At 50.8% G+C, this 19621-nt stretch carries 17 protein-coding genes; 7 read left to right on the forward strand and 10 right to left on the reverse strand.

Annotated features, from left to right (window positions below; translation table 11 throughout):
- Positions 1-29 precede the first annotated feature (29 nt).
- From pcnB to panC, 4 genes are read left to right on the forward strand one after another with little or no spacing between them, the layout of a single operon-like run.
- Positions 30-1394, forward strand: coding sequence for a polynucleotide adenylyltransferase PcnB (pcnB, locus tag VFA_RS21125; protein ID WP_086027327.1), 1365 nt, complete (start codon positions 30-32; stop codon positions 1392-1394).
- Positions 1391-1900: a 2-amino-4-hydroxy-6-hydroxymethyldihydropteridine diphosphokinase gene (gene folK, locus VFA_RS21130; protein ID WP_014204468.1), complete on the forward strand. Its 510-nt coding sequence runs from the start codon at positions 1391-1393 to the stop codon at positions 1898-1900. The genes pcnB and folK overlap by 4 nt, the downstream gene beginning before the upstream one ends.
- Entirely contained in the window at positions 1897-2691 is a 795-nt protein-coding gene (gene panB / locus VFA_RS21135) for a 3-methyl-2-oxobutanoate hydroxymethyltransferase (protein WP_004729046.1), read from the forward strand. Before folK ends, panB begins: the two co-directional genes overlap by 4 nt.
- 11 nt (positions 2692-2702) lie before the next feature.
- The gene (gene panC / locus VFA_RS21140) at positions 2703-3584 is read left to right on the forward strand and encodes a pantoate--beta-alanine ligase (protein WP_004729048.1); all 882 of its coding nucleotides are present in this window, start codon (positions 2703-2705) and stop codon (positions 3582-3584) included.
- Positions 3585-3658: 74 nt separating this feature from the next.
- On the opposite strand, the gene VFA_RS21145 is transcribed toward panC, so the two are convergent.
- Both VFA_RS21145 and VFA_RS21150 read right to left on the reverse strand, forming a co-directional pair.
- Positions 3659-4429 (reverse strand): ABC transporter permease, encoded by a 771-nt coding sequence (locus tag VFA_RS21145; protein ID WP_004729049.1) that lies wholly within the window; start codon positions 4427-4429, stop codon positions 3659-3661.
- Positions 4430-4434: 5 nt separating this feature from the next.
- On the reverse strand, positions 4435-5352 hold the full coding sequence (locus VFA_RS21150) for an ABC transporter ATP-binding protein (RefSeq protein WP_004729051.1): 918 nt from the start codon (positions 5350-5352) through the stop codon (positions 4435-4437).
- Between the two features lie 342 nt (positions 5353-5694).
- Here VFA_RS21150 and can point away from each other — a divergent pair, with 342 nt between their 5' ends.
- Entirely contained in the window at positions 5695-6363 is a 669-nt protein-coding gene (can, locus tag VFA_RS21155) for a carbonate dehydratase (RefSeq protein WP_004729053.1), read from the forward strand.
- A 47-nt stretch (positions 6364-6410) separates the two neighbouring features.
- Here can and hpt read toward each other — a convergent pair whose 3' ends face one another.
- A complete protein-coding gene (hpt, locus tag VFA_RS21160; RefSeq protein ID WP_004729056.1) occupies positions 6411-6938 on the reverse strand; it encodes a hypoxanthine phosphoribosyltransferase in 528 nt (175 codons plus the stop codon).
- A gap of 320 nt (positions 6939-7258) precedes the next feature.
- Between hpt and VFA_RS21165 the strand changes: the two genes are divergently transcribed.
- A complete protein-coding gene (locus VFA_RS21165) occupies positions 7259-7867 on the forward strand; it encodes a LuxR/HapR/OpaR family quorum-sensing transcriptional regulator (RefSeq protein ID WP_004729060.1) in 609 nt (202 codons plus the stop codon).
- 118 nt (positions 7868-7985) lie between these two features.
- Here the strand turns inward: VFA_RS21165 and lpdA are convergent, their stop codons facing one another.
- The 7 genes from lpdA to xerD form a co-directional block, all read right to left on the reverse strand.
- Positions 7986-9413, reverse strand: coding sequence for a dihydrolipoyl dehydrogenase (gene lpdA / locus VFA_RS21170; RefSeq protein ID WP_004729062.1), 1428 nt, complete (start codon positions 9411-9413; stop codon positions 7986-7988).
- Positions 9414-9685: 272 nt separating this feature from the next.
- Positions 9686-11578 carry a pyruvate dehydrogenase complex dihydrolipoyllysine-residue acetyltransferase gene (gene aceF, locus VFA_RS21175; RefSeq protein ID WP_004729064.1) on the reverse strand — a complete coding sequence of 631 codons (1893 nt, stop codon included), beginning with the start codon at positions 11576-11578 and terminating at the stop codon, positions 9686-9688.
- Between the two features lie 17 nt (positions 11579-11595).
- Complete coding sequence (aceE, locus tag VFA_RS21180) at positions 11596-14256, reverse strand: pyruvate dehydrogenase (acetyl-transferring), homodimeric type (RefSeq protein WP_004729066.1); 2661 nt, start codon at positions 14254-14256, stop codon at positions 11596-11598.
- Between the two features lie 50 nt (positions 14257-14306).
- The gene (pdhR, locus tag VFA_RS21185) at positions 14307-15077 is read right to left on the reverse strand and encodes a pyruvate dehydrogenase complex transcriptional repressor PdhR (RefSeq protein ID WP_004729068.1); all 771 of its coding nucleotides are present in this window, start codon (positions 15075-15077) and stop codon (positions 14307-14309) included.
- 376 nt (positions 15078-15453) lie between these two features.
- Positions 15454-17193 (reverse strand): single-stranded-DNA-specific exonuclease RecJ, encoded by a 1740-nt coding sequence (recJ, locus tag VFA_RS21190; RefSeq protein ID WP_004729070.1) that lies wholly within the window; start codon positions 17191-17193, stop codon positions 15454-15456.
- A gap of 49 nt (positions 17194-17242) precedes the next feature.
- Complete coding sequence (dsbC, locus tag VFA_RS21195; protein ID WP_004729072.1) at positions 17243-18007, reverse strand: bifunctional protein-disulfide isomerase/oxidoreductase DsbC; 765 nt, start codon at positions 18005-18007, stop codon at positions 17243-17245.
- Between the two features lie 16 nt (positions 18008-18023).
- Entirely contained in the window at positions 18024-18932 is a 909-nt protein-coding gene (gene xerD, locus VFA_RS21200) for a site-specific tyrosine recombinase XerD (RefSeq protein WP_004729073.1), read from the reverse strand.
- A gap of 141 nt (positions 18933-19073) precedes the next feature.
- Between xerD and fldB the strand changes: the two genes are divergently transcribed.
- Positions 19074-19595: a flavodoxin FldB gene (gene fldB / locus VFA_RS21205; protein ID WP_004729075.1), complete on the forward strand. Its 522-nt coding sequence runs from the start codon at positions 19074-19076 to the stop codon at positions 19593-19595.
- Positions 19596-19621 lie beyond the last annotated feature (26 nt).

Genomic DNA, 19621 nt, shown 5'->3' on the forward strand with positions numbered 1-19621 from the left:
TAGGCAACACCAATCAATGTCAGATGCACATGAATAACAACGACTTAGAACCAAGCAAACATCGCGTATATCCAGATTTAGATTTGAATATCATCACGCGCCAAGAGCACAACGTGTCTCGTCAGCATATCAGCGAGAATGCGTTAAAAGTGTTGTACCGCCTTCATGGTGCGGGCTTCGAGGCGTATCTGGTCGGCGGCGGTGTGCGTGATTTACTGTTGGGTGGAAAGCCCAAAGATTTTGATGTGGCCACCAATGCCACTCCCGAACAAATTCGCCAGCTGTTTCGTAACTGTCGCCTGATCGGGCGCCGTTTCCGTCTGGCACACATTATGTTCGGCCGCGATATTATTGAAGTGGCGACCTTCCGCGGTCACCACCAAGAAAACAACAAACAGATTGCCTCGCAATCTGAAGCCGGCATGCTGCTGCGTGATAACGTCTACGGCACCATCGATGAAGATGCCGAACGTCGTGATTTCACCATCAACGCCATGTACTACAACATTGCCGACTACAGCATTCACGATTATGCGGGCGGCATGGAAGACATGGACGACAAGCTGATCCGTCTGATTGGCGATCCGGAAACCCGCTACCGCGAAGATCCGGTGCGCATGCTGCGTGCGATTCGCTTTGCCGTCAAACTCGACTTCGACATCGAAGAAGAGACAGCGGCGCCGATCGAACACTTAGCGCCGCTGCTACGCGACATTCCGGCCGCGCGTCTGTACGAAGAATCGCTCAAGATGCTGCAATCGGGTTACGGCTTGGAAACGTATCACCTGATGCGTGAGTACAACCTATTCCAGCAACTGTTTCCGACCATTGCGCGTCACTTTACCGACGATTACTCGTCGCAAACCGAACAGATGCTAGATTTGGCGCTGGATTCCACCGATCAGCGCATGGAAGAAGGCAAACGCGTCAATCCGGCGTTTATGTTTGCTGCCATGTTGTGGTACCCCATGCTGAAGATTGCCGATGAGCTGATGGAATTCGACCATTTCAGCGAATACGATGCCGTGATGGAAGCGAGCAACCGCATTCTCGATGAAGTGGTGAAAAGCATTGCGATTCCGCGTCGCCACACCGCGACCATTCGTGAGATTTGGCAATTGCAACTGCGTCTGCCACGCCGCACCGGAAAACGCGCCTTCCGCCTGATGGAGCTGAACAAGTTCCGCGCCGGATTCGATTTTCTGGAAATGCGCGGGGAAGTGGAAGATGGTGAAACCAAACTGCTGGCTGGCTGGTGGGAAACCTTCCAAAGCGCAGGTCGCAACATGCGTCAGGCCATGGTGCTGGATTTAGATGGGGGCGCAAAAACCTCATCGACCCCGCGTCGTCGCAAGCCATCGCCACGCAAGAAGAAGAGCAAGACCTCGTCATGATCACCGCATATATCGCCGTAGGCAGTAACCTCAGCGACCCCGTGACTCAGGCAAGGCAAGCCATCGAAGCACTAAAATCTGTCCCGAAGTCGCGATTTATCGCGGCTTCGTCGCTGTATAGCAGCACACCAATGGGCCCACAGAATCAGCCGGATTACATTAATGCGGTGGTGGCCATTGAGACTGAATTAACGCCACTGGAACTGCTCGATTGCACCCAAGCGATTGAACAGGAACATGGGCGTGTCCGTAAAGCCGAACGTTGGGGCCCAAGAACACTCGACTTAGATATCGTGCTTTATGGCAATGAGGTGATGGAATCGGAGCGGCTGATCATTCCCCATTACGGAATGAAAGTACGTGAGTTCGTGCTCTACCCGCTCGCCGAGATCGCACCAAATTTACAACTCCCAGATGGGACTGCGTTGCCGACGCTGCTAGAGAGCGTTCCTCTCAATGGGCTCAGTATTTGGCAGACGCCAACGCCTAGTAAGGACAACGAATGAAAAAAATCACCATTAACGACCTGATGAAATGGAAACAGGAAGGTCGTAAAGTTCCGACTGTGACCGCTTACGATGCCAGCTTTGCGCAGCTTTTTGAAAGCCAGGAGATGCCGGTATTATTGGTGGGCGATTCACTGGGCATGGTGCTGCAAGGCCATAGCGACACCTTGCCAGTGACCGTTGACGACATTGCATACCACACGCGCTGTGTGCGTGCAGGCAGCCCGAATTCGCTGCTGATGGCCGACATGCCATTTATGAGCTACGCCACACCAGAGCAAGCGTGTGAAAACGCCGCCAAAATCATGCGCGCCGGTGCGAACATGGTCAAAATTGAAGGTGGCGATTGGCTGGTCGAGACCGTCAAGGTCCTTGCCGAACGTGCGATCCCAGTGTGCGCGCATTTGGGCTTGACGCCGCAATCCGTCAATATTTTTGGTGGTTACAAGGTGCAAGGCCGCGAGCAAGAAAAAGCGGATCGCATGGTGAAAGACGCTCTGGCGCTACAAGAAGCCGGTGCGCAAATCATTTTGCTGGAATGTGTTCCAGCCACTTTGGCTGAACGGATTACTCAGCTGTTAGACGTGCCCGTGATCGGCATTGGCGCAGGCAATGCGACCGATGGTCAGATTCTGGTGATGCACGATATGTTCGGAATTTCGGCCAACTACATGCCAAAATTCTCGAAAAACTTTCTCGCTGAAACAGGTGACATGCGTAAAGCCGTAGCAAAATACATGGAAGATGTGGCAAACGGTACATTCCCTGATGAAGCGCATACTATTGCCTAAAGGAGTATTTCATGCAGACTTTTGCTGATGTTGCAGCTCTTCGTGAGCAGCTCAAACAGGTCAAGCGTGATGGTCGCCGTGTCGCATTCGTACCGACAATGGGCAATTTGCACGAAGGTCACCTCACCCTGGTGCGTAAAGCCCGTGAACAGGCCGATGTGGTCGTGGTGAGTATCTTCGTCAACCCAATGCAGTTTGACCGCGCAGATGATCTCAATAACTACCCACGTACGCTGGATGATGATCTAAGCAAACTCAACAGTGAAGGCGTGGATTTCGTCTTCACCCCCACGCCAGAGATCATGTACCCGTACGGCTTGGATAAACAGACGTTTGTTGAAGTCCCAGGGCTGTCTCACATGCTGGAAGGTGCTTCTCGCCCGGGCCATTTCCGCGGTGTGGCCACCATCGTCAGTAAGTTGTTCAACATTGTGCAGCCGAACGTCGCTTGCTTTGGTGAAAAAGATTACCAACAGCTGGCGGTGATTCGTCAAATGGTGGATGACTTGTGTCTGGATATCGAGGTGATTGGCGTGCCAACCGTGCGTGAAATGGACGGTTTAGCGATGAGTTCGCGCAATGGCCTGCTGACACTCGATGAGCGTCAACGTGCGCCTGTTTTGGCACGCACGATGCGCTGGATCAACAGTGCGATTCGTGGCGGCCGTGACGATTACAACTCAATCATTGAAGATGCGGTGGATCAGCTGCGCGCAGCCGATCTGGAACCCGATGAAATCTTTATTCGCGACGCACGCACGCTGCTGCCAATTTCCGCAGACAGCAAACAAGCGGTGATTCTGATGTCGGCCTTTCTGGGCAAAGTCCGCCTGATTGATAATCAGGTTTTGGATCTCGCCAGCGACAGCAAAGACGACTCGGAAGAAGAATAATCGTTTCGACCGTCACAAAAAAAGGTCAACCTCGGTTGACCTTTTTTATTGCCAGCGGCTTGTAAGGCGGCAGCTTAGCTACGCAAGCCTCGGCCTTTGCTCACCAAGTAATGCGCCACGGCGTACAACGCCACAACGAACACACCCAGCACGCTAAATGACGTGACAATATTCACATCCGACACGCCTAAGAAGCCATAACGAAATGCGTTAACCATGTAGACGATCGGGTTGATTTTCGACACGCCTTGCCAAAACTCCGGCAACAAGCTGATCGAGTAAAAGACCCCGCCGAGGTACGTCAGCGGTGTCAGGACGAAAGTAGGAATGATCGAGATGTCATCAAACGTGCGTGCAAACACCGCGTTGATCAGGCCGCCCAACGAGAACACCACGGACGTCAAAAAGACGGTCGCAATAATGATGCCCCAGTGGTCAACACTGAGGTCGACAAAGAACAGCGACACAAACGTCACCATCGCGCCCACCAACAGGCCACGCGCCACTCCGCCCATCACATAACCGGCAATAATGACGTAATTCGGTACTGGCGCCACCAGCAGCTCTTCAATGTTCTTTTGAAACTTGGCACTGAAAAAGGACGACGCCACGTTGGAGTACGAGTTGGTGATCACCGACATCATGATCAACCCTGGCACAATGTATTCCATGTAACTAAAGCCGTTCATCTGACCGATGCGAGACCCGATCAAATTACCGAAAATGATGAAATACAAGCTCATGGTAATCGCAGGCGGCACCAGCGTTTGCACCCAAATGCGCGTAAAACGGTTGATCTCTTTGCGCAGCAAGCTACGAAAAGCAGTCCAATAAATCTGATACATGCGAATTACCTCTGGCTCTGCTGGCGAACAATGCTGACGAACAGCTCTTCAAGACGGTTCGCTTTATTACGCATCGACATCACATTGACGCCCTGCGCCGACAACTGCTCAAACACATGGTTCATGCCTTGCGTTTTCTCCAGTTCAATTTCCAGCGAGCCATCGACCACGCGCTGCGAGACCACATCCGTAAGCGGCTGTAGCTTCTCTTCGCTGTCGATATCGAGAATAAAGGTTTCCACCCGCAGTTTGCCCAGCAACCCTTTCATGGTGGTGTTCTCAATCAGCTCACCTCGGTTGATGATGCCGATATGACGACACAGCATCTCTGCTTCTTCTAGGTAATGCGTGGTCAGAATAATGGTGATGCCTTGCGCGTTGATCTGTTTGAGGAATTCCCACATTGAACGGCGCAGCTCAATGTCGACCCCGGCGGTCGGTTCATCCAAAATCAGCAGTTGCGGCTCGTGCATCAACGCGCGAGCAATCATCAGGCGACGCTTCATGCCCCCTGACAGGTTGCGCGCTCGCTCTGCACGCTTTTCCCACAGGTCAAGCTGAGTCAGATACTTCTTGGCGCGCTCCTTAGCCAGTGCGCGCGATACGCCGTAATAGCCCGCTTGCTGCATGACGATCTGTTCAACCGTTTCAAAGGGGTTGAAGTTAAATTCCTGCGGCACCAGACCTAAATGCTGTTTGGCTTGTTCCAAGTGGGTATCGATATTGTGGCCAAACACTTTGACCGTACCGGAGGTTTTATTCACTAAGGAGGAGATGATGCCAATCGTGGTCGACTTACCGGCACCATTGGGGCCAAGCAGCGCGTAGAAGTCGCCCTGATTGACCGTCAGGCTAACGCCCTTCAGCGCTTCAAAACCACCGGCATAGGTTTTGCGCAGCTGCTCAATGTCTAATGCATACATAACAATGTAAAAACTCTTTCTGTTCGAACAGACTAGATGTGCTGCTTAAAAGGTCAATTTTCAACCCTCCAACGCAAATAGATGGGATTAAATTCCCTTAATGTGAACAAGGTGATCTCTTCACCTTGTTTCAGTTATCACTTTTGCAAACAAAAACTTGCAAAAATTTTACTTCCATTAACTGCTCAGATGAGTAGTCTGTTAAGCAATTTGTCAGAGAATGAACGTATGACATTGTGTATAGTTGGCAAGCATACCCAAGTGGACTCAAGACGCCGCGTTCCATCTCGGGATTGAAGCAGGCACCTTGAGGGTACTTGGCTATAAACTAAGGGAAGTAAAATGCCAGAGATTAAACAACTATTCGAAAACAACTCGAAGTGGTCAGAGTCGATCAAAGCCGAGCGTCCTGAATACTTTAGCAAGTTAGCCGAAGGACAAAATCCGGACTTTCTATGGATTGGTTGTTCAGACAGTCGCGTACCCGCAGAGCGCTTAACCGGCCTCTATTCCGGTGAGTTGTTTGTACACCGCAACGTGGCCAACCAGGTCATTCACACCGACCTGAACTGCCTGTCTGTGGTGCAGTACGCGGTTGACGTACTGAAAGTGAAGCACATCATCATCTGTGGCCACTATGGTTGTGGCGGTGTGACCGCATCCATCGACAACCCGCAACTGGGGTTGATCAACAACTGGATTCTGCATATTCGCGATTTGTACTTCAAACACCGCGAGTATCTGGACCATATGCCAGAAGCCGACCGCTCGGATAAATTGGCCGAAATCAACGTCGCTGAACAAGTTTACAATCTGGGTAACTCCACCATCCTGCAAAACGCTTGGGAGCGTGGTCAGGACGTTGAGATTCACGGCGTGGTGTACGGCATCGGTGATGGTCGTCTGGAATACCTGGGTGTGCGTTGCAACTCACGCGGCATGGTGGATGACAGCTACAAGAAAGCCATGGAAAAGATTTTAAATCCGCAGCACAAGTTGCTGTGTCGATAACAAAAAATGCCCACATCATGTGGGCATTTTTTTCATCCGGAATCGGCTTAAAGTGGAATTACTTTACCGATGTATGGCAGATGACGGTATTTTTGTGCGTAGTCGATGCCCACGCCCACCACGAATTCGTCTGGGATTTCAAACCCAATCCACTTCACGTCGACAGGCACTTCGCGACGAGACGGTTTGTCGAGCAGCGTACAGATCTGAATTGATTTGGGTTCACGCAGTGACAGAATCTCTTTCACTTTGCTGAGCGTGTTGCCAGTATCAATGATGTCTTCCACCAGCAGCACATCTTTACCTTTGATGTCGTCATCCAGATCTTTCAGGATGCGCACGTCGCGAGAGCTTTCCATGCTGTTGCCGTAGCTCGACGCGGTCATGAAGTCGACCTGATGTGTCAGGCTGATGGCTCGCGCCAAATCCGCCATAAACACAAAAGAACCACGCAGCAGACCGACCAGAACCAAATCTTCACTACCTGCGTAGTGATCTGAAATTTGCTGGCCTAGTGCGCGGACACGTTCCTGAACCTCTTGCTCAGAAATCATTACTTCAATTGTATGTTTCATACCAATCTCGTTTTTGTTGGAGCGACACTTGGCACTGCAAATCACACCGACAGCGCCGCTAAAGCTTTCGGCGCGTATAGTACCATTGCTGACGGTGGGTGTTAACCTTTCACTGACGTTACGTTTTAATGAGAAATTGATTCAATAAAACGCATTGAAAATAAATGCATTTCGTAAATGTGCACATTTTTTAGTCGCGAAACATTGACCTAAATCATGTACGCAATTACACTCATAAGGCTTTCAAAGCAATTAACAAAATAATCATTAGCGTTTACTAAAAAACGCAGACTACAACTCAAATGGCAAGGATTAAAACTATGGACGCATCGATAGAGAAACGCCCTAGAACGCGGCTATCTCCCCAAAAACGTAAACTTCAGTTGATGGAAATCGCGCTGGAAGTGTTTGCAAATCGTGGGATTGGTCGTGGCGGTCACGCAGAAATTGCTCAAGTTTCTGTCGCGACCGTATTCAACTATTTCCCAACGCGCGAAGATTTGGTCGACGACGTGCTCACTTACGTGGTTCGTCAGTTCTCCAACTTCCTGACCGACAACATCGATCTGGACATGCACGCAAAAGACAACATTGCGAACATCACCCGCGAAATGGTTCGTCTGGCCAATGACGATTGCCACTGGCTGAAAGTGTGGTTTGAGTGGAGCGCATCCACCCGTGATGAAGTGTGGCCCCTGTTTGTGTCGAGCAACCGCACCAACCAACTGCTGCTGAAAAACATGTTCTCAAAAGCGATTGAACGGGGTGAAGTATGCGAGCAACACGATGCAGATGATCTGGCGACGCTGTTCCATGGCGTGTGCTATTCCCTGTTTGTGCAAGCAAACCGTGTACGCGATGAAGGCTACATGCAGAAGCTGGTGAAGAGCTACCTCGACATGCTGTGCATCTATAAACGCGATCACTAAGCAAAGATTGATGAATCATAGCGCCGCAAGGCGCTATTTTTTTGCCACAAAGGCCGAGCGACAGACATAAAAAAACCGCTGAGTGATCAGCGGTTTTTATCATTTAGCGCTTAGAAAATTATTTTTTCTTTTTCGCTTTTGCGTTTGGCAGGTCAGTGATCGTACCTTCAAACACTTCGGCAGCAAGGCCAACAGACTCGTGCAGCGTTGGGTGTGCGTGGATGGTCAGCGCGATGTCTTCTGCATCACAACCCATCTCGATTGCCAGACCGATTTCGCCCAGCAGTTCGCCGCCGTTCGTGCCCACAATCGCACCACCGATCACACGGTGAGTCTCTTTATCGAAGATCAGCTTCGTCATACCATCGGCACAGTCAGACGCAATCGCACGACCTGATGCTGCCCATGGGAAAGTTGCCACTTCGTAGTTGATGCCTTCTGCTTTCGCTTCTTTTTCAGTTTTACCCACCCAAGCCACTTCTGGCTCAGTGTAAGCAATTGAAGGAATGACTTTCGGATCGAAGTAGTGTTTCTTACCAGAAATCACTTCCGCAGCGACGTGACCTTCATGCACACCTTTGTGCGCCAACATCGGTTGACCAACGATGTCGCCGATTGCGAAGATGTGAGGCACGTTGGTACGCATTTGCTTGTCTACGTTGATGAAGCCACGCTCATCCACTTCCAGACCCGCTTTCTCTGCGTCCAGCAGTTTACCGTTTGGTACACGGCCAATTGCCACAAGAACTGCATCGTAACGCTCTGCTTCTGCTGGCGCTTTTTTGCCTTCCATCGAAACGTAGATGCCATCTTCTTTTGCTTCAACCGCAGTCACTTTGGTTTCTAGCATCAGGTTGAACTTCTTCGCAATACGCTTGGTGAAGACTTTCACGATGTCTTTATCGGCTGCTGGGATCACTTGGTCGAACATTTCAACCACGTCGATTTGAGAACCCAGTGCGTGGTAAACCGTACCCATTTCCAGACCGATGATACCACCGCCCATGATCAGCAGTTTCCCTGGGACTTCTTTCAGTTCCAGTGCGTCTGTTGAATCCCAAATGCGTGGATCTTCATGAGGAATGAATGGCAGTTTGATTGGGCGAGAACCTGCAGCAACGATCGCGTTGTCGAAGTTCACCACAGTTTTGCCGTCTTCGCCGTCCACTTCAATGGTGTTCGGGCCAGTGAACTTACCAAAACCGTTCACAACGTTCACTTTACGCATCTTCGCCATACCGCCAAGACCGCCAGTCAACTGAGTAATTACTTTTTCTTTCCACAAACGGATCTTGTCGATGTCTGTTTGTGGTTCACCAAACACGATACCGTGTTCAGCCAACGCTTTGGCTTCTTCGATCACTTTCGCAACGTGCAGCAGTGCTTTCGATGGGATACAACCCACGTTCAGACACACACCACCAAGGGTGTTGTAACGTTCGATAAGTACTGTGTCCAGACCTAAGTCTGCACAACGGAATGCAGCGGAGTAACCAGCAGGACCGGCACCAAGCACTACAACTTGGGCTTTAATTTCTTTGCTCATTTCGACCTCTTGTAGTCAATATCCCTAACAGGCTGAGTGGGTGTTCTATCTATTTGTTTTGTGTTTAAAACGTAATGCTTAAAACGAAAGACTTAAACGCTTATTTTTCAGACCGTAACAGTTTACAGAGATGTTAATGGTGTGAAAAGTAAATCCATGTAGCCTGTGAGCTAGACGACAATTCAATGGGGAAAAATTTTTCCATCATCAAATTGCAAGACAATGCTTGAATCAAGGCGGCTAAAGAGCCGCCTTATTGTGTTTTGAACCGATTACAGAACCAGACGACGAATGTCGCTCAGGCAACCGTTCAAGTAAGTGATGAAGCGTGCACCTTCCGCGCCATCGATCACACGGTGGTCGTATGACAGAGACAGTGGCAGTTGCAGACGTGGCGCAAATTCTTTGCCGTTCCACACTGGCTTCATTTCAGACTTAGACACACCCAGAATACCTACTTCTGGTGCATTCACGATTGGTGTGAATGCTGTACCGCCGATACCACCCAGACTTGAGATGGTGAAACAGCCGCCTTGCATGTCAGACGCCGTCAGTTTACCTGCACGTGCTTTCTTCGATACGACTGCCAACTCTTCAGACAGCTCGTAAATGCCTTTCTTGTTCACGTCTTTGAACACAGGAACAACCAGACCGTTTGGTGTATCAACAGCGATACCGATGTTCACGTATTTCTTCAGAATCAGGCTTTCACCATCTTCAGACAGAGACGAGTTGAACGCAGGGAATGCTTCCAGCGCTTTCGCAGCCGCTTTCATGATGAACACCAGTGGCGTGATCTTCATGCCAGTGTCTTTCTTCGCTTCGATCGCGTTCTGTTCTTTACGGAAAGCTTCTAGTTCTGTGATGTCTGCGTTATCCCACTGAGTCACGTGCGGGATCATCACCCAGTTACGGTGCAGGTTCGCGCCAGAGATCTTCTTAATGCGAGACAGTGGCTGAATTTCAGTGTCACCGAACTTGCTGAAGTCCACTTTTGGCCAAGGTAGCAGGCCAAGTGCTGCGCCGTCGCCTTTGCCAGATGCGGCTGATGCTGCGCCTGATTCTAGGCGTTTCAGCGCTTCTTTCACGTAGTTCTGAACGTCTTCTTTCAGAATGCGGCTCTTACGACCTGAACCTTTCACTTTAGACAGGTTCACACCGAATTCACGCGCTAAGCGACGAACCACTGGTGACGCGTGTGCGTACTCATTGTTCTCTTGGAAGTCGCCGGTTGCCGCTGCAGGTGCTGCTGCCGCTGGCGCTTCAGCTTTCGGTGCCGCTGCTGCAGGTGCTGCGGCTTGAGCTGGTGCTGAAACAGCTGCCGGCGCTGCGCCTGCCACTTCAAACACCATGATCAGTGAGCCAGTCGACACTTTGTCGCCAGCCGCGACTTTGATCGCTTTCACTTTACCCGCGAATGGTGCAGGAACTTCCATCGACGCTTTGTCGCCTTCCACAGTGATCAGAGATTGCTCTTCGCTCACCATGTCGCCAACTGCAACCATGATTTCAGTCACTTCAACTTCATCGCCGCCGATATCTGGCACGTTGACTTCTTTGTCTGCTGCTACCGCTGGCGCTGCTGCTGGAGCCGCTGCCTGAGCTGGCGCTGCCGCTGCTGGCGCACCAGAACCGGCCACTTCGAAGACCATGATCAGTGAGCCTGTGGTCACTTTGTCACCCGACGCGATCTTGATCTCTTTCACGGTACCCGCGAATGGCGCAGGCACTTCCATTGACGCTTTGTCGCCTTCAACGGTGATCAGCGACTGCTCTTCAGACACGGTGTCACCCACCGCAACCATGATTTCAGTCACTTCAACTTCGTCACCGCCGATGTCCGGTACGTTAACTTCTTTCAGTTCAACCGCTGCTGGCGCTGCCGCAACTGGTGCTGCTTCCGCCGCAGGTGCTGGTGCAGCCGCTGCTGCACCTTCCGCTTCAAACACCATGATCAGTGAGCCAGTTGTGACTTTATCACCAGTCACAACTTTGATTTCTTTGACAATACCGGCCTGAGACGCAGGAACTTCCATAGAAGCTTTGTCGCCTTCAACAGTAATCAGAGATTGTTCTTCTTCAACCTTGTCGCCTACGCTGACAAGAATCTCAGTCACTTCAACCTCATCTGCACCGATATCTGGTACGTAAATTTCGATAGCCATGCTTTTCCTACCTTCAATTAAGCGTATAGCGGGTTAGTTTTTTCAGTGTCGATGTCGAATTTCTTGATAGCTTCCGCCACCACAGATTTCTCAACTTCACCACGTTTCGCTAGTTCGTTTAGCGCAGCAACAACGACGTAGCCTGCGTTCACTTCGAAGTGACGACGTAGGTTCTCACGGCTGTCTGAACGACCGAAGCCGTCAGTACCCAGCACTTTGTAAGACTCTGCAGGAATGAACGCGCGAACTTGGTCAGCGTAGTTCTTCATGTAGTCGGTTGCAGCGATTGCTGGTTCAGTTCCCATCACTGAAGCGATGTAAGGTACTTGCGCTTCGGCTTCTGGGTGAAGCATGTTGTAACGCTCGACGTTCTGACCATCACGAGCCAGTTCGTTGAATGAGGTTACAGAGTAAACATCAGACGCGATGCCGTATTCTTCGCTCAGGATCACTGCCGCTTTGCGTACTTCATTCATGATAGTACCTGAGCTCATCAGTTGAACCTTACCTTTAGAACCAGACAGCGTTTCCAGTTTGTAGATACCTTTACGGATACCTTCTTCTGCGCCTTCTGGCATCGCTGGGTGAGCGTAGTTCTCGTTCATCAGCGTCATGTAGTAGAACACGTTCTCTTGATCGCCATACATACGACGGATACCGTCTTGCATGATCACCGCAACTTCGTAAGCGAATGTTGGGTCGTAAGAGATACAGTTCGGAATTGTCGCGGCTTGAATGTGTGAGTGACCATCTTCGTGCTGCAGGCCTTCACCGTTCAGGGTTGTACGGCCAGCCGTTGCGCCCAGTAGGAAACCACGCGCTTGTTGGTCACCTGCCATCCATGCCATGTCGCCAACGCGTTGGAAACCGAACATTGAGTAGTAGATGTAGAACGGAATCATTGGCAGGTTGTTGGTGCTGTAAGATGTCGCAGCCGCAACCCAAGATGACATTGCACCCAGTTCGTTGATCCCTTCTTGCAGTACCTGACCTGCAGTGTCTTCTTTGTAGTAAGACACCACGCCACGGTCTTCAGGCGTGTACGTCTGGCCGTGTGGGTTGTAGATACCGATTTGACGGAACAGACCTTCCATACCGAAAGTACGTGCTTCGTCAGCAATGATAGGAACGATGTTCTTACCAATGTTTTTGTCTTTCAACAGAATGTTCAGTGCACGCACGTAAGCCATGGTTGAAGAGATTTCACGTTTCTGTTCTTCCAGAAGCGGTTTGAACTCTTCCAGTTCAGGAATCACAAGCTCTTGTGTGAACTTAGGCAGACGCTGTGGCGTGTAACCGTGCAGCGCTTTACGACGAGCGTGCAGGTATTCGAATTCTTTTGAACCTTCTTCCAGTTTCAGGTAAGGCAGATTGTTCACTTCTTCATCAGAAATGATGTCTTGCAGACCCAGACGGTTACGCATCGCGATCACGTGCGTCATGTCCATCTTCTTCACTTGGTGTGCAATGTTCTTACCTTGAGCCGCATCACCCATGCCGTAACCTTTTACAGTCTTCGCGAGGATAACGGTTGGACGGCCTTTGGTGTCTTGTGCGTTCTTGAACGCTGCGTACAGTTTAGAAGACTCGTGACCACCACGTTTCAGGGCGAACACTTCGTCGTCAGTCATGTCAGCAACCAGCGCTGCTGTCTCTGGGTATTTACCGAAGAAATGCTCACGAACGTACGCGCCATCTTTCGCTTTGAACGTTTGGTAGTCGCCGTCGATGGTTTCGTTCATCAGTTGCAGCAATTTACCTGAGGTGTCTTTTGCCAGCAGAGAATCCCAGTTGTTACCCCAGATCACTTTCACTACGTTCCAGCCAGCGCCTTTGAACAGGCCTTCTAGCTCTTGGATGATCTTACCGTTACCCATTACTGGGCCATCCAGACGTTGCAGGTTACAGTTGATCAGGAAGCACAGGTTGTCCAGTTTCTCACGCGCCGCGAAAGAAATGGCACCACGTGATTCTGGCTCATCCATCTCACCGTCGCCCAAGAACGCGTAAACGCGCTGCTCAGCAGTGTCTTTCATGCCACGGCCTTCCAGGTATTTCAGGAAGCGAGCTTGGTAGATCGATGCGATAGGACCCAGACCCATTGATACGGTTGGGAATTGCCAGAATTCAGGCATCAGTTTCGGGTGTGGGTAGGAAGGAATGCCTTTGCCATCCACTTCTTGACGGAAGTTATCCAGTTGTTCTTCTGTCAGGCGGCCTTCAACGAATGCACGCGCGTAAATCCCTGGAGAAATATGACCTTGGTAATAAACCAGGTCACCACCGTCCTTCTCGTTTGGTGCACGGAAGAAGTGGTTGAAACATGTTTCATAGAACGCAGCTGAAGACTGGAATGATGCCATGTGGCCGCCCAGATCCAGGTCTTTCTTCGATGCACGCAGAACGATCATGATCGCGTTCCAACGAATGATCGAACGAATACGACGTTCAATAGTCGTGTCGCCTGGGTATGCCGGTTCTTGCGCCGCAGGAATCGTGTTGATGTAGTTAGTTGTAATACCAGTTGGCATATCAACGCCGTCTAGACGTGCTTTTTCCAGTACTTCTTCTAGTAGATACTGGGCACGCTCTACGCCTTCTTCACGTACAACTGACTCAAGTGCGGCTAACCACTCCTGAGTTTCCAGTGCATCTACGTCATGCTTCATGTCAGACATGGCGATCTATCCTTCTGTTGGTTGGACTTATTTGAATCGCAATGGACCGCTTATTGCGGCTCATTACCCTGTTGGATACGGCGCAGAGAACGCTCACGACGAGACTCTTCCCGGGTCAGATCCAACAATGTTTCTTCGATATAAGCTAAGTGTGAATGAGACATCTCGCGCGCCTTTTCAGGCTGACCAGATACGATCGCATCCACGATATTAGCTCGGTGCTTACTTACTTTCTCCACCGCTTCGGGGCGGCGGCGTAATAATTTAAAATTCTGCAGAATATTTTGCTCAAGCAGGGGAGCAAGACTTCGAACGATGTGGAGCAGAACCACGTTATGAGCAGCTTCCGTAATAGCTATCAGAAACTCCATGACGGTTGCGGATTCTTTTTCGACGTCCTTCGCATCCTGAAGCTCACCAATTCGCGCCACGCAGGCTTGAATACGGGCAAAATCTTCTTCGGTACCACGCAGTGCTGCAAAATACGCCGAAATTCCTTCCAACGCATGACGCGCTTCAAGGAGATCCAACTGGGTTTCCGAGTGGCTAGACAATAAATTTAGCAGAGGATCGGAGAAACTCTTCCACATGTGCTCGCTTACGAAAGTGCCACCGCCTTGACGACGAGTCAGCAGACGTTTGGCTTCGAGGCGTTGAATGGCTTCACGGACAGATGGACGGGATACATCGAACTGTTTGGCCAGCTCTCGCTCCGGTGGCAGTTGATGCCCAGGGGCTAATGTTCCTTCCACAATCAACCGTTCTAACTCCTGTTCGATCACATCGGAGAGTTTCGGCTGACGAATCCTTTGATAAGCCATAATTTATTGTTCTTCTCTTTATATTCTTGCAGGCAATTGGTAATACCAATTTCAAGTTGGTGCAGAAATTAACATAATTAAAACGCCAATGTCCAGTCAAAAATTGACCCACATCATAGAACCGGCCTGATGAAAACACTTTACTAACAATAGCGCACTAAAACGGCAATAAGATTGGTCAGACCAATTACAAAAAACATACAGACGAGAAATTAACGGACGATGAAAAATATTCATAGTGTCGATGTTATGGGCAAAATTTAGAAGCCAATCACAAAAATAGGACAAAAAAAGAGCACCTGACAAGTCGGTGCTCTGAGATAAGATTTTTTAACCCAAGCGTACAATTGAATTACAGACTGATAACCTCTTTCACTTATCGTGCCTCGAGATGATCGACCATCAACTGCAAGGATTGGTTGCCGCGAAACTCGTTGATATCGAGTTTGTATGCGAGGCGGACGGTTTTCACTGAAGCATCAGGCCAACGGCGCAAATCCACGTTAAACGCGATACCGTCGATCATGATGTTGGTCGGGTGACCTTTATGCAGCGGCTCCAACATCAACTTGAGATGCTTCTCCCCCACCAGCTTTTGATGCAGGACTTTAAACTCACCATCAAACACCGGCTCTGGAAACGCTTGTCCCCACGGGCCGCCTGCGCGCAGCATTTCAGCCACGTGCATCGAAAACTCTTCCGGCGCCAATTCGCCATCAGTCAGAATCACGCCTTTGAGCAGCGCGTCATCGAGATCCTGACGCACCACCTCGTCAAACAGGCGACTAAAACGCTCAAAATTGTGCTCTTCAATCGTTAATCCCGCCGCCATGGCGTGGCCACCAAACTTCAGAATGATGCCCGGATTCTGTGTGTCGATTTTGTCGAGTGCGTCACGCATGTGCAGGCCTGGAATGGAGCGACAAGAGCCTTTAATCAAGCCGTCACCGCCGTCAGCAAACGCAATCACCGGACGATGAAACTGCTCTTTGATACGCGAGGCCAAAATGCCAATCACGCCCTGATGCCAATCGCGCTGGAACATCACCAAGCCGTGTGGCAACTCGGTGTCTTTGCCAAATTGCAGCCGTTCACAAAACGCCATCGCTTCTTGTTTCATGCCCTCTTCAATCTCTTTGCGCGTCTGATTGAGGCCATCCAGTTCACTGGCCATGCGCCGCGCCGCGTGAATGTTGTTGCTCAGCAGCAACTCCACCCCAAAGGACATGTCATCGAGACGCCCTGCGGCGTTAATCCGCGGCCCCAATGCAAACCCGAAATCCGACGCCACCAGTTTACGCGCATCGCGCTTAGCCACTTCAATCAGCGCTTGAATCCCCGGACGCGCTTTCCCGGCACGAATGCGCTGTAAGCCTTGGTGCACCAAAATACGGTTATTTTCATCCAACGGCACCACGTCAGCGACCGTCCCTAATGCCACCAAATCAATCAGTTCCATCAGTTTAGGTTCGGCCATGCCTTGCTCAGCAAACCAGCCGCAACGACGCATGTGAACGCACAGCGCCATCATGAGGTAAAACGCCACCCCCACCCCAGCCAGTGCTTTGGAAGGAAACGCACATTGCTGCAAGTTGGGGTTGACCATGGCATCCGCCGCCGGCAGCTCAGCGCCCGGTAAGTGGTGGTCGGTCACCAACACGCTCAGTCCGTGTTGTTTGGCAAACCGCACGCCTTCAATCGAGGACACACCGTTATCAACGGTCATGATCATCTCGGCGTTCATCGCCAGTGCTTGTTCTACCACTTCGGGGCTCAGGCCATAACCGTCTTCAAAACGGTTGGGCACCAGATAATCCACGTTGTGGCTGCCCAGCATGCGCAGCGCCAGTACCGACAAGGCGGAACTGGTGGCACCGTCGGCATCAAAATCGCCGACAACGATGATGCGTTTCTGCTGCTTGATGGCCTCAAACAGCAGTTCAACAGCGGCATCGATGCCATGCAATTGCTGATAGGAGTGCAGCGCCTTGGCCGCTTTTTCCAGTTGTTCGACACTGCTCACCCCACGGTTGAGGTAGATGCGTCTTAACAGCGGAGGAATGGTGTCTGGGAGTTGAGCCAGATCTGGCTCCGGTCGTCGTTGAATTTCAATCATCTGTTCTCAGGCCTGAGGCGTGCTCAGGCCCGTATCCTTTCTGCTTTGATTACATGTTTTGTAGGCGTTGCAACAGTTGTGGTGCTGGCAAGTAACCACCGACCATTTCGCCGTTCGGCAGGAAGATTGCCGGAGTGCCGCTGATGCCCAGCTCACGCCCCAATTGGTAATGCTGTGCGATGGTTTGTTTGCACTGCGCCAACTCCCCTTGGGTTTCCAACGTTTGACGATTCATTTTGGCGTTGTGGATGGCCGCTTTCGGATCATCAGCGCACCAGATGGCAGCCATCTGTTCTGCCACTTGACCGGTCGGCCCTTGGCGTGGGTACGCCAGATAACGCACGGTAATGCCCGCATCGTTGTACTCTTTCAACTGGCTGTGCAGGCGCACGCAGTAGCCACAGGTAATGTCGGTAAACACGGTGACGATGTATTTTTCATTCGCCGCTTTGTATTCGATCATGCTGTCTTGGAACTGCGCGATTTTCTTGGCGTTGATCGGCGCTTGGCGCTTGGCCAAAACGTCGGTGTAGCCGCCATTGGCATCCATTTCGTACAGTGTACCGGCGATGAAGTGCTTGCCATCGGGGGACGCAAACAACACGCCACCGGCCGTTTGCACTTCCACCAAGCCGTCAATCGCCGACGGCACCACATCCATCACATCCAACCCCAGCTTGGCAAAGCGTTGCTGAAATACGCTTTTGTCGAGCTGCACTTGGGTAGCGGTTTTCTCGGCAGACACCGTTTCTGCGTTACATGCCACCGCAACGAACGGCAGCAGCAGAAGTGATAATCGGCGTAAAATCTTCATAAAAAAGTCCTTTCCATCAAGCCCTTGGGTGGTGCTCGCTGTGTAGTTGTTTCAATCTCTCAGTCGCGACATGAGTATAAATTTGCGTCGTCGATAAGTCACTATGACCGAGCAGCATTTGTACCACGCGTAAATCCGCGCCGTAGTTTAACAGGTGGGTGGCAAACGCGTGGCGTAAAACGTGCGGCGATAGTTTGTCGACATCAATGCCGGCAATCACCGCGTAATGTTTGATGCGATGCCAAAATGTTTGGCGCGTCATTTGTTGCGCTCGCTTGCTTGGAAACACCACATCCGATGTTTGCTCACCTAACAGGTGAGACCGACCTTGCGCCAGAAAAGTTTCAATCCACTCAATGGCATTCTCGCCCATCGGCACCAAGCGTTCTTTGCCACCTTTACCAATCACGCGTACCACGCCTTGACGTAGGCTGATGTTTTCCATCGTCAGCGACACCAATTCGGTCACACGCAGGCCCGTGGCATACAACAGCTCTAGCATTGCTTTGTCTCGCAGCTCAATCGGGTCATCCGGATTGGGGGCACTGAGCAGCGCATCCACTTGGGCTTCGCTGAGATCTTTGGGCAAGCGCTTCGGTAATTTGGGGCTAATCAATAAGGCACTCGGATCGTCGGCACGCATTTTCTCGCGGTGCAGGTACTGAAACAGGCGACGAATCGCCGACAACATGCGCGCGCGCGAGGTCTGTTTGTAATCCTGATCCACCAGCCAAGTTTGATATTCTTGCAGGCCTGACAGGCTGATGAAATCCAATCGGTAGTTGTGGCGCTGCATCCAATCTAGCAGCTTCATCAGATCATTGCGGTACGACATCAGGGTGTTTTCCGATAACCCTCGTTCCATCCACATCGCATCAAGAAACTGTTCCACCAGCCCTTGATCAGGAGAAAAATGCTCTGACACCTGTACTTCTCATCTCTTTGTCGTTCGTGATTCCCTAAGCTTAATACCATAAAAGTATTCTGACAGCAGGATATTCACTGCACTCCGGGTTATTTTATGGTTAGAATTCACCATTCCAGATAAAAAAACGAACATGAAACTATGAAGATCGGTCTTTTTTACGGCTCAACAACCTGTTACACCGAAATGGCAGCGGAGAAAATGCGCGCCATCCTCGGTGATGATCTGCTCGACATTCACAATGTGAAAGAAACGCCGCTCAGTTTGATGAGCGACTATGATCTGTTAATACTGGGAATCTCCACATGGGATTTCGGCGAAATCCAAGAAGACTGGAGCGCAATATGGGATCACATCGGTGGCGTGTCGCTAAAAGGCAAGTTCGTCGCGTTATACGGCTTAGGCGATCAAGAAGGCTATGGCGAATGGTTCCTCGATGCGATGGGGATGCTCCACGACGAGATCAAGAAGACGGGAGCGACACTGATCGGCTACTGGCCGAACGATGATAGCTACCAGTTTGAAGCCTCAAAAGCGCTCACCGCAGAGGGCACCCAGTTCGTTGGCCTCGCACTGGATGAAGATTCGCAATACGAACTCAGCGATGAACGCATCGCCACCTGGATTGAACAGGTGCTGGTCGAGTACCACGACGCGCTCTAAAATGTCATCGTTGTTGGCCCATCAAG

Origin of the sequence: Vibrio furnissii CIP 102972, from assembly GCF_000176175.1 — a bacterium.
GTDB lineage: Bacteria > Pseudomonadota > Gammaproteobacteria > Enterobacterales > Vibrionaceae > Vibrio > Vibrio furnissii.

What these genes read in the sequence shown, in the direction of transcription:
- pcnB (WP_086027327.1), top strand. Translation starts at nt 30, where the DNA reads ATGAATAACAACGACTTAGAACCAAGCAAACATCGCGTATATCCAGAT.
- folK (WP_014204468.1), top strand. Translation starts at nt 1,391, where the DNA reads ATGATCACCGCATATATCGCCGTAGGCAGTAACCTCAGCGACCCCGTG.
- panB (WP_004729046.1), top strand. Translation starts at nt 1,897, where the DNA reads ATGAAAAAAATCACCATTAACGACCTGATGAAATGGAAACAGGAAGGT.
- panC (WP_004729048.1), top strand. Translation starts at nt 2,703, where the DNA reads ATGCAGACTTTTGCTGATGTTGCAGCTCTTCGTGAGCAGCTCAAACAG.
- VFA_RS21145 (WP_004729049.1), bottom strand. Translation starts at nt 4,429, where the DNA reads ATGTATCAGATTTATTGGACTGCTTTTCGTAGCTTGCTGCGCAAAGAG.
- VFA_RS21150 (WP_004729051.1), bottom strand. Translation starts at nt 5,352, where the DNA reads ATGTATGCATTAGACATTGAGCAGCTGCGCAAAACCTATGCCGGTGGT.
- can (WP_004729053.1), top strand. Translation starts at nt 5,695, where the DNA reads ATGCCAGAGATTAAACAACTATTCGAAAACAACTCGAAGTGGTCAGAG.
- hpt (WP_004729056.1), bottom strand. Translation starts at nt 6,938, where the DNA reads ATGAAACATACAATTGAAGTAATGATTTCTGAGCAAGAGGTTCAGGAA.
- VFA_RS21165 (WP_004729060.1), top strand. Translation starts at nt 7,259, where the DNA reads ATGGACGCATCGATAGAGAAACGCCCTAGAACGCGGCTATCTCCCCAA.
- lpdA (WP_004729062.1), bottom strand. Translation starts at nt 9,413, where the DNA reads ATGAGCAAAGAAATTAAAGCCCAAGTTGTAGTGCTTGGTGCCGGTCCT.
- aceF (WP_004729064.1), bottom strand. Translation starts at nt 11,578, where the DNA reads ATGGCTATCGAAATTTACGTACCAGATATCGGTGCAGATGAGGTTGAA.
- aceE (WP_004729066.1), bottom strand. Translation starts at nt 14,256, where the DNA reads ATGTCTGACATGAAGCATGACGTAGATGCACTGGAAACTCAGGAGTGG.
- pdhR (WP_004729068.1), bottom strand. Translation starts at nt 15,077, where the DNA reads ATGGCTTATCAAAGGATTCGTCAGCCGAAACTCTCCGATGTGATCGAA.
- recJ (WP_004729070.1), bottom strand. Translation starts at nt 17,193, where the DNA reads ATGATTGAAATTCAACGACGACCGGAGCCAGATCTGGCTCAACTCCCA.
- dsbC (WP_004729072.1), bottom strand. Translation starts at nt 18,007, where the DNA reads ATGAAGATTTTACGCCGATTATCACTTCTGCTGCTGCCGTTCGTTGCG.
- fldB (WP_004729075.1), top strand. Translation starts at nt 19,074, where the DNA reads ATGAAGATCGGTCTTTTTTACGGCTCAACAACCTGTTACACCGAAATG.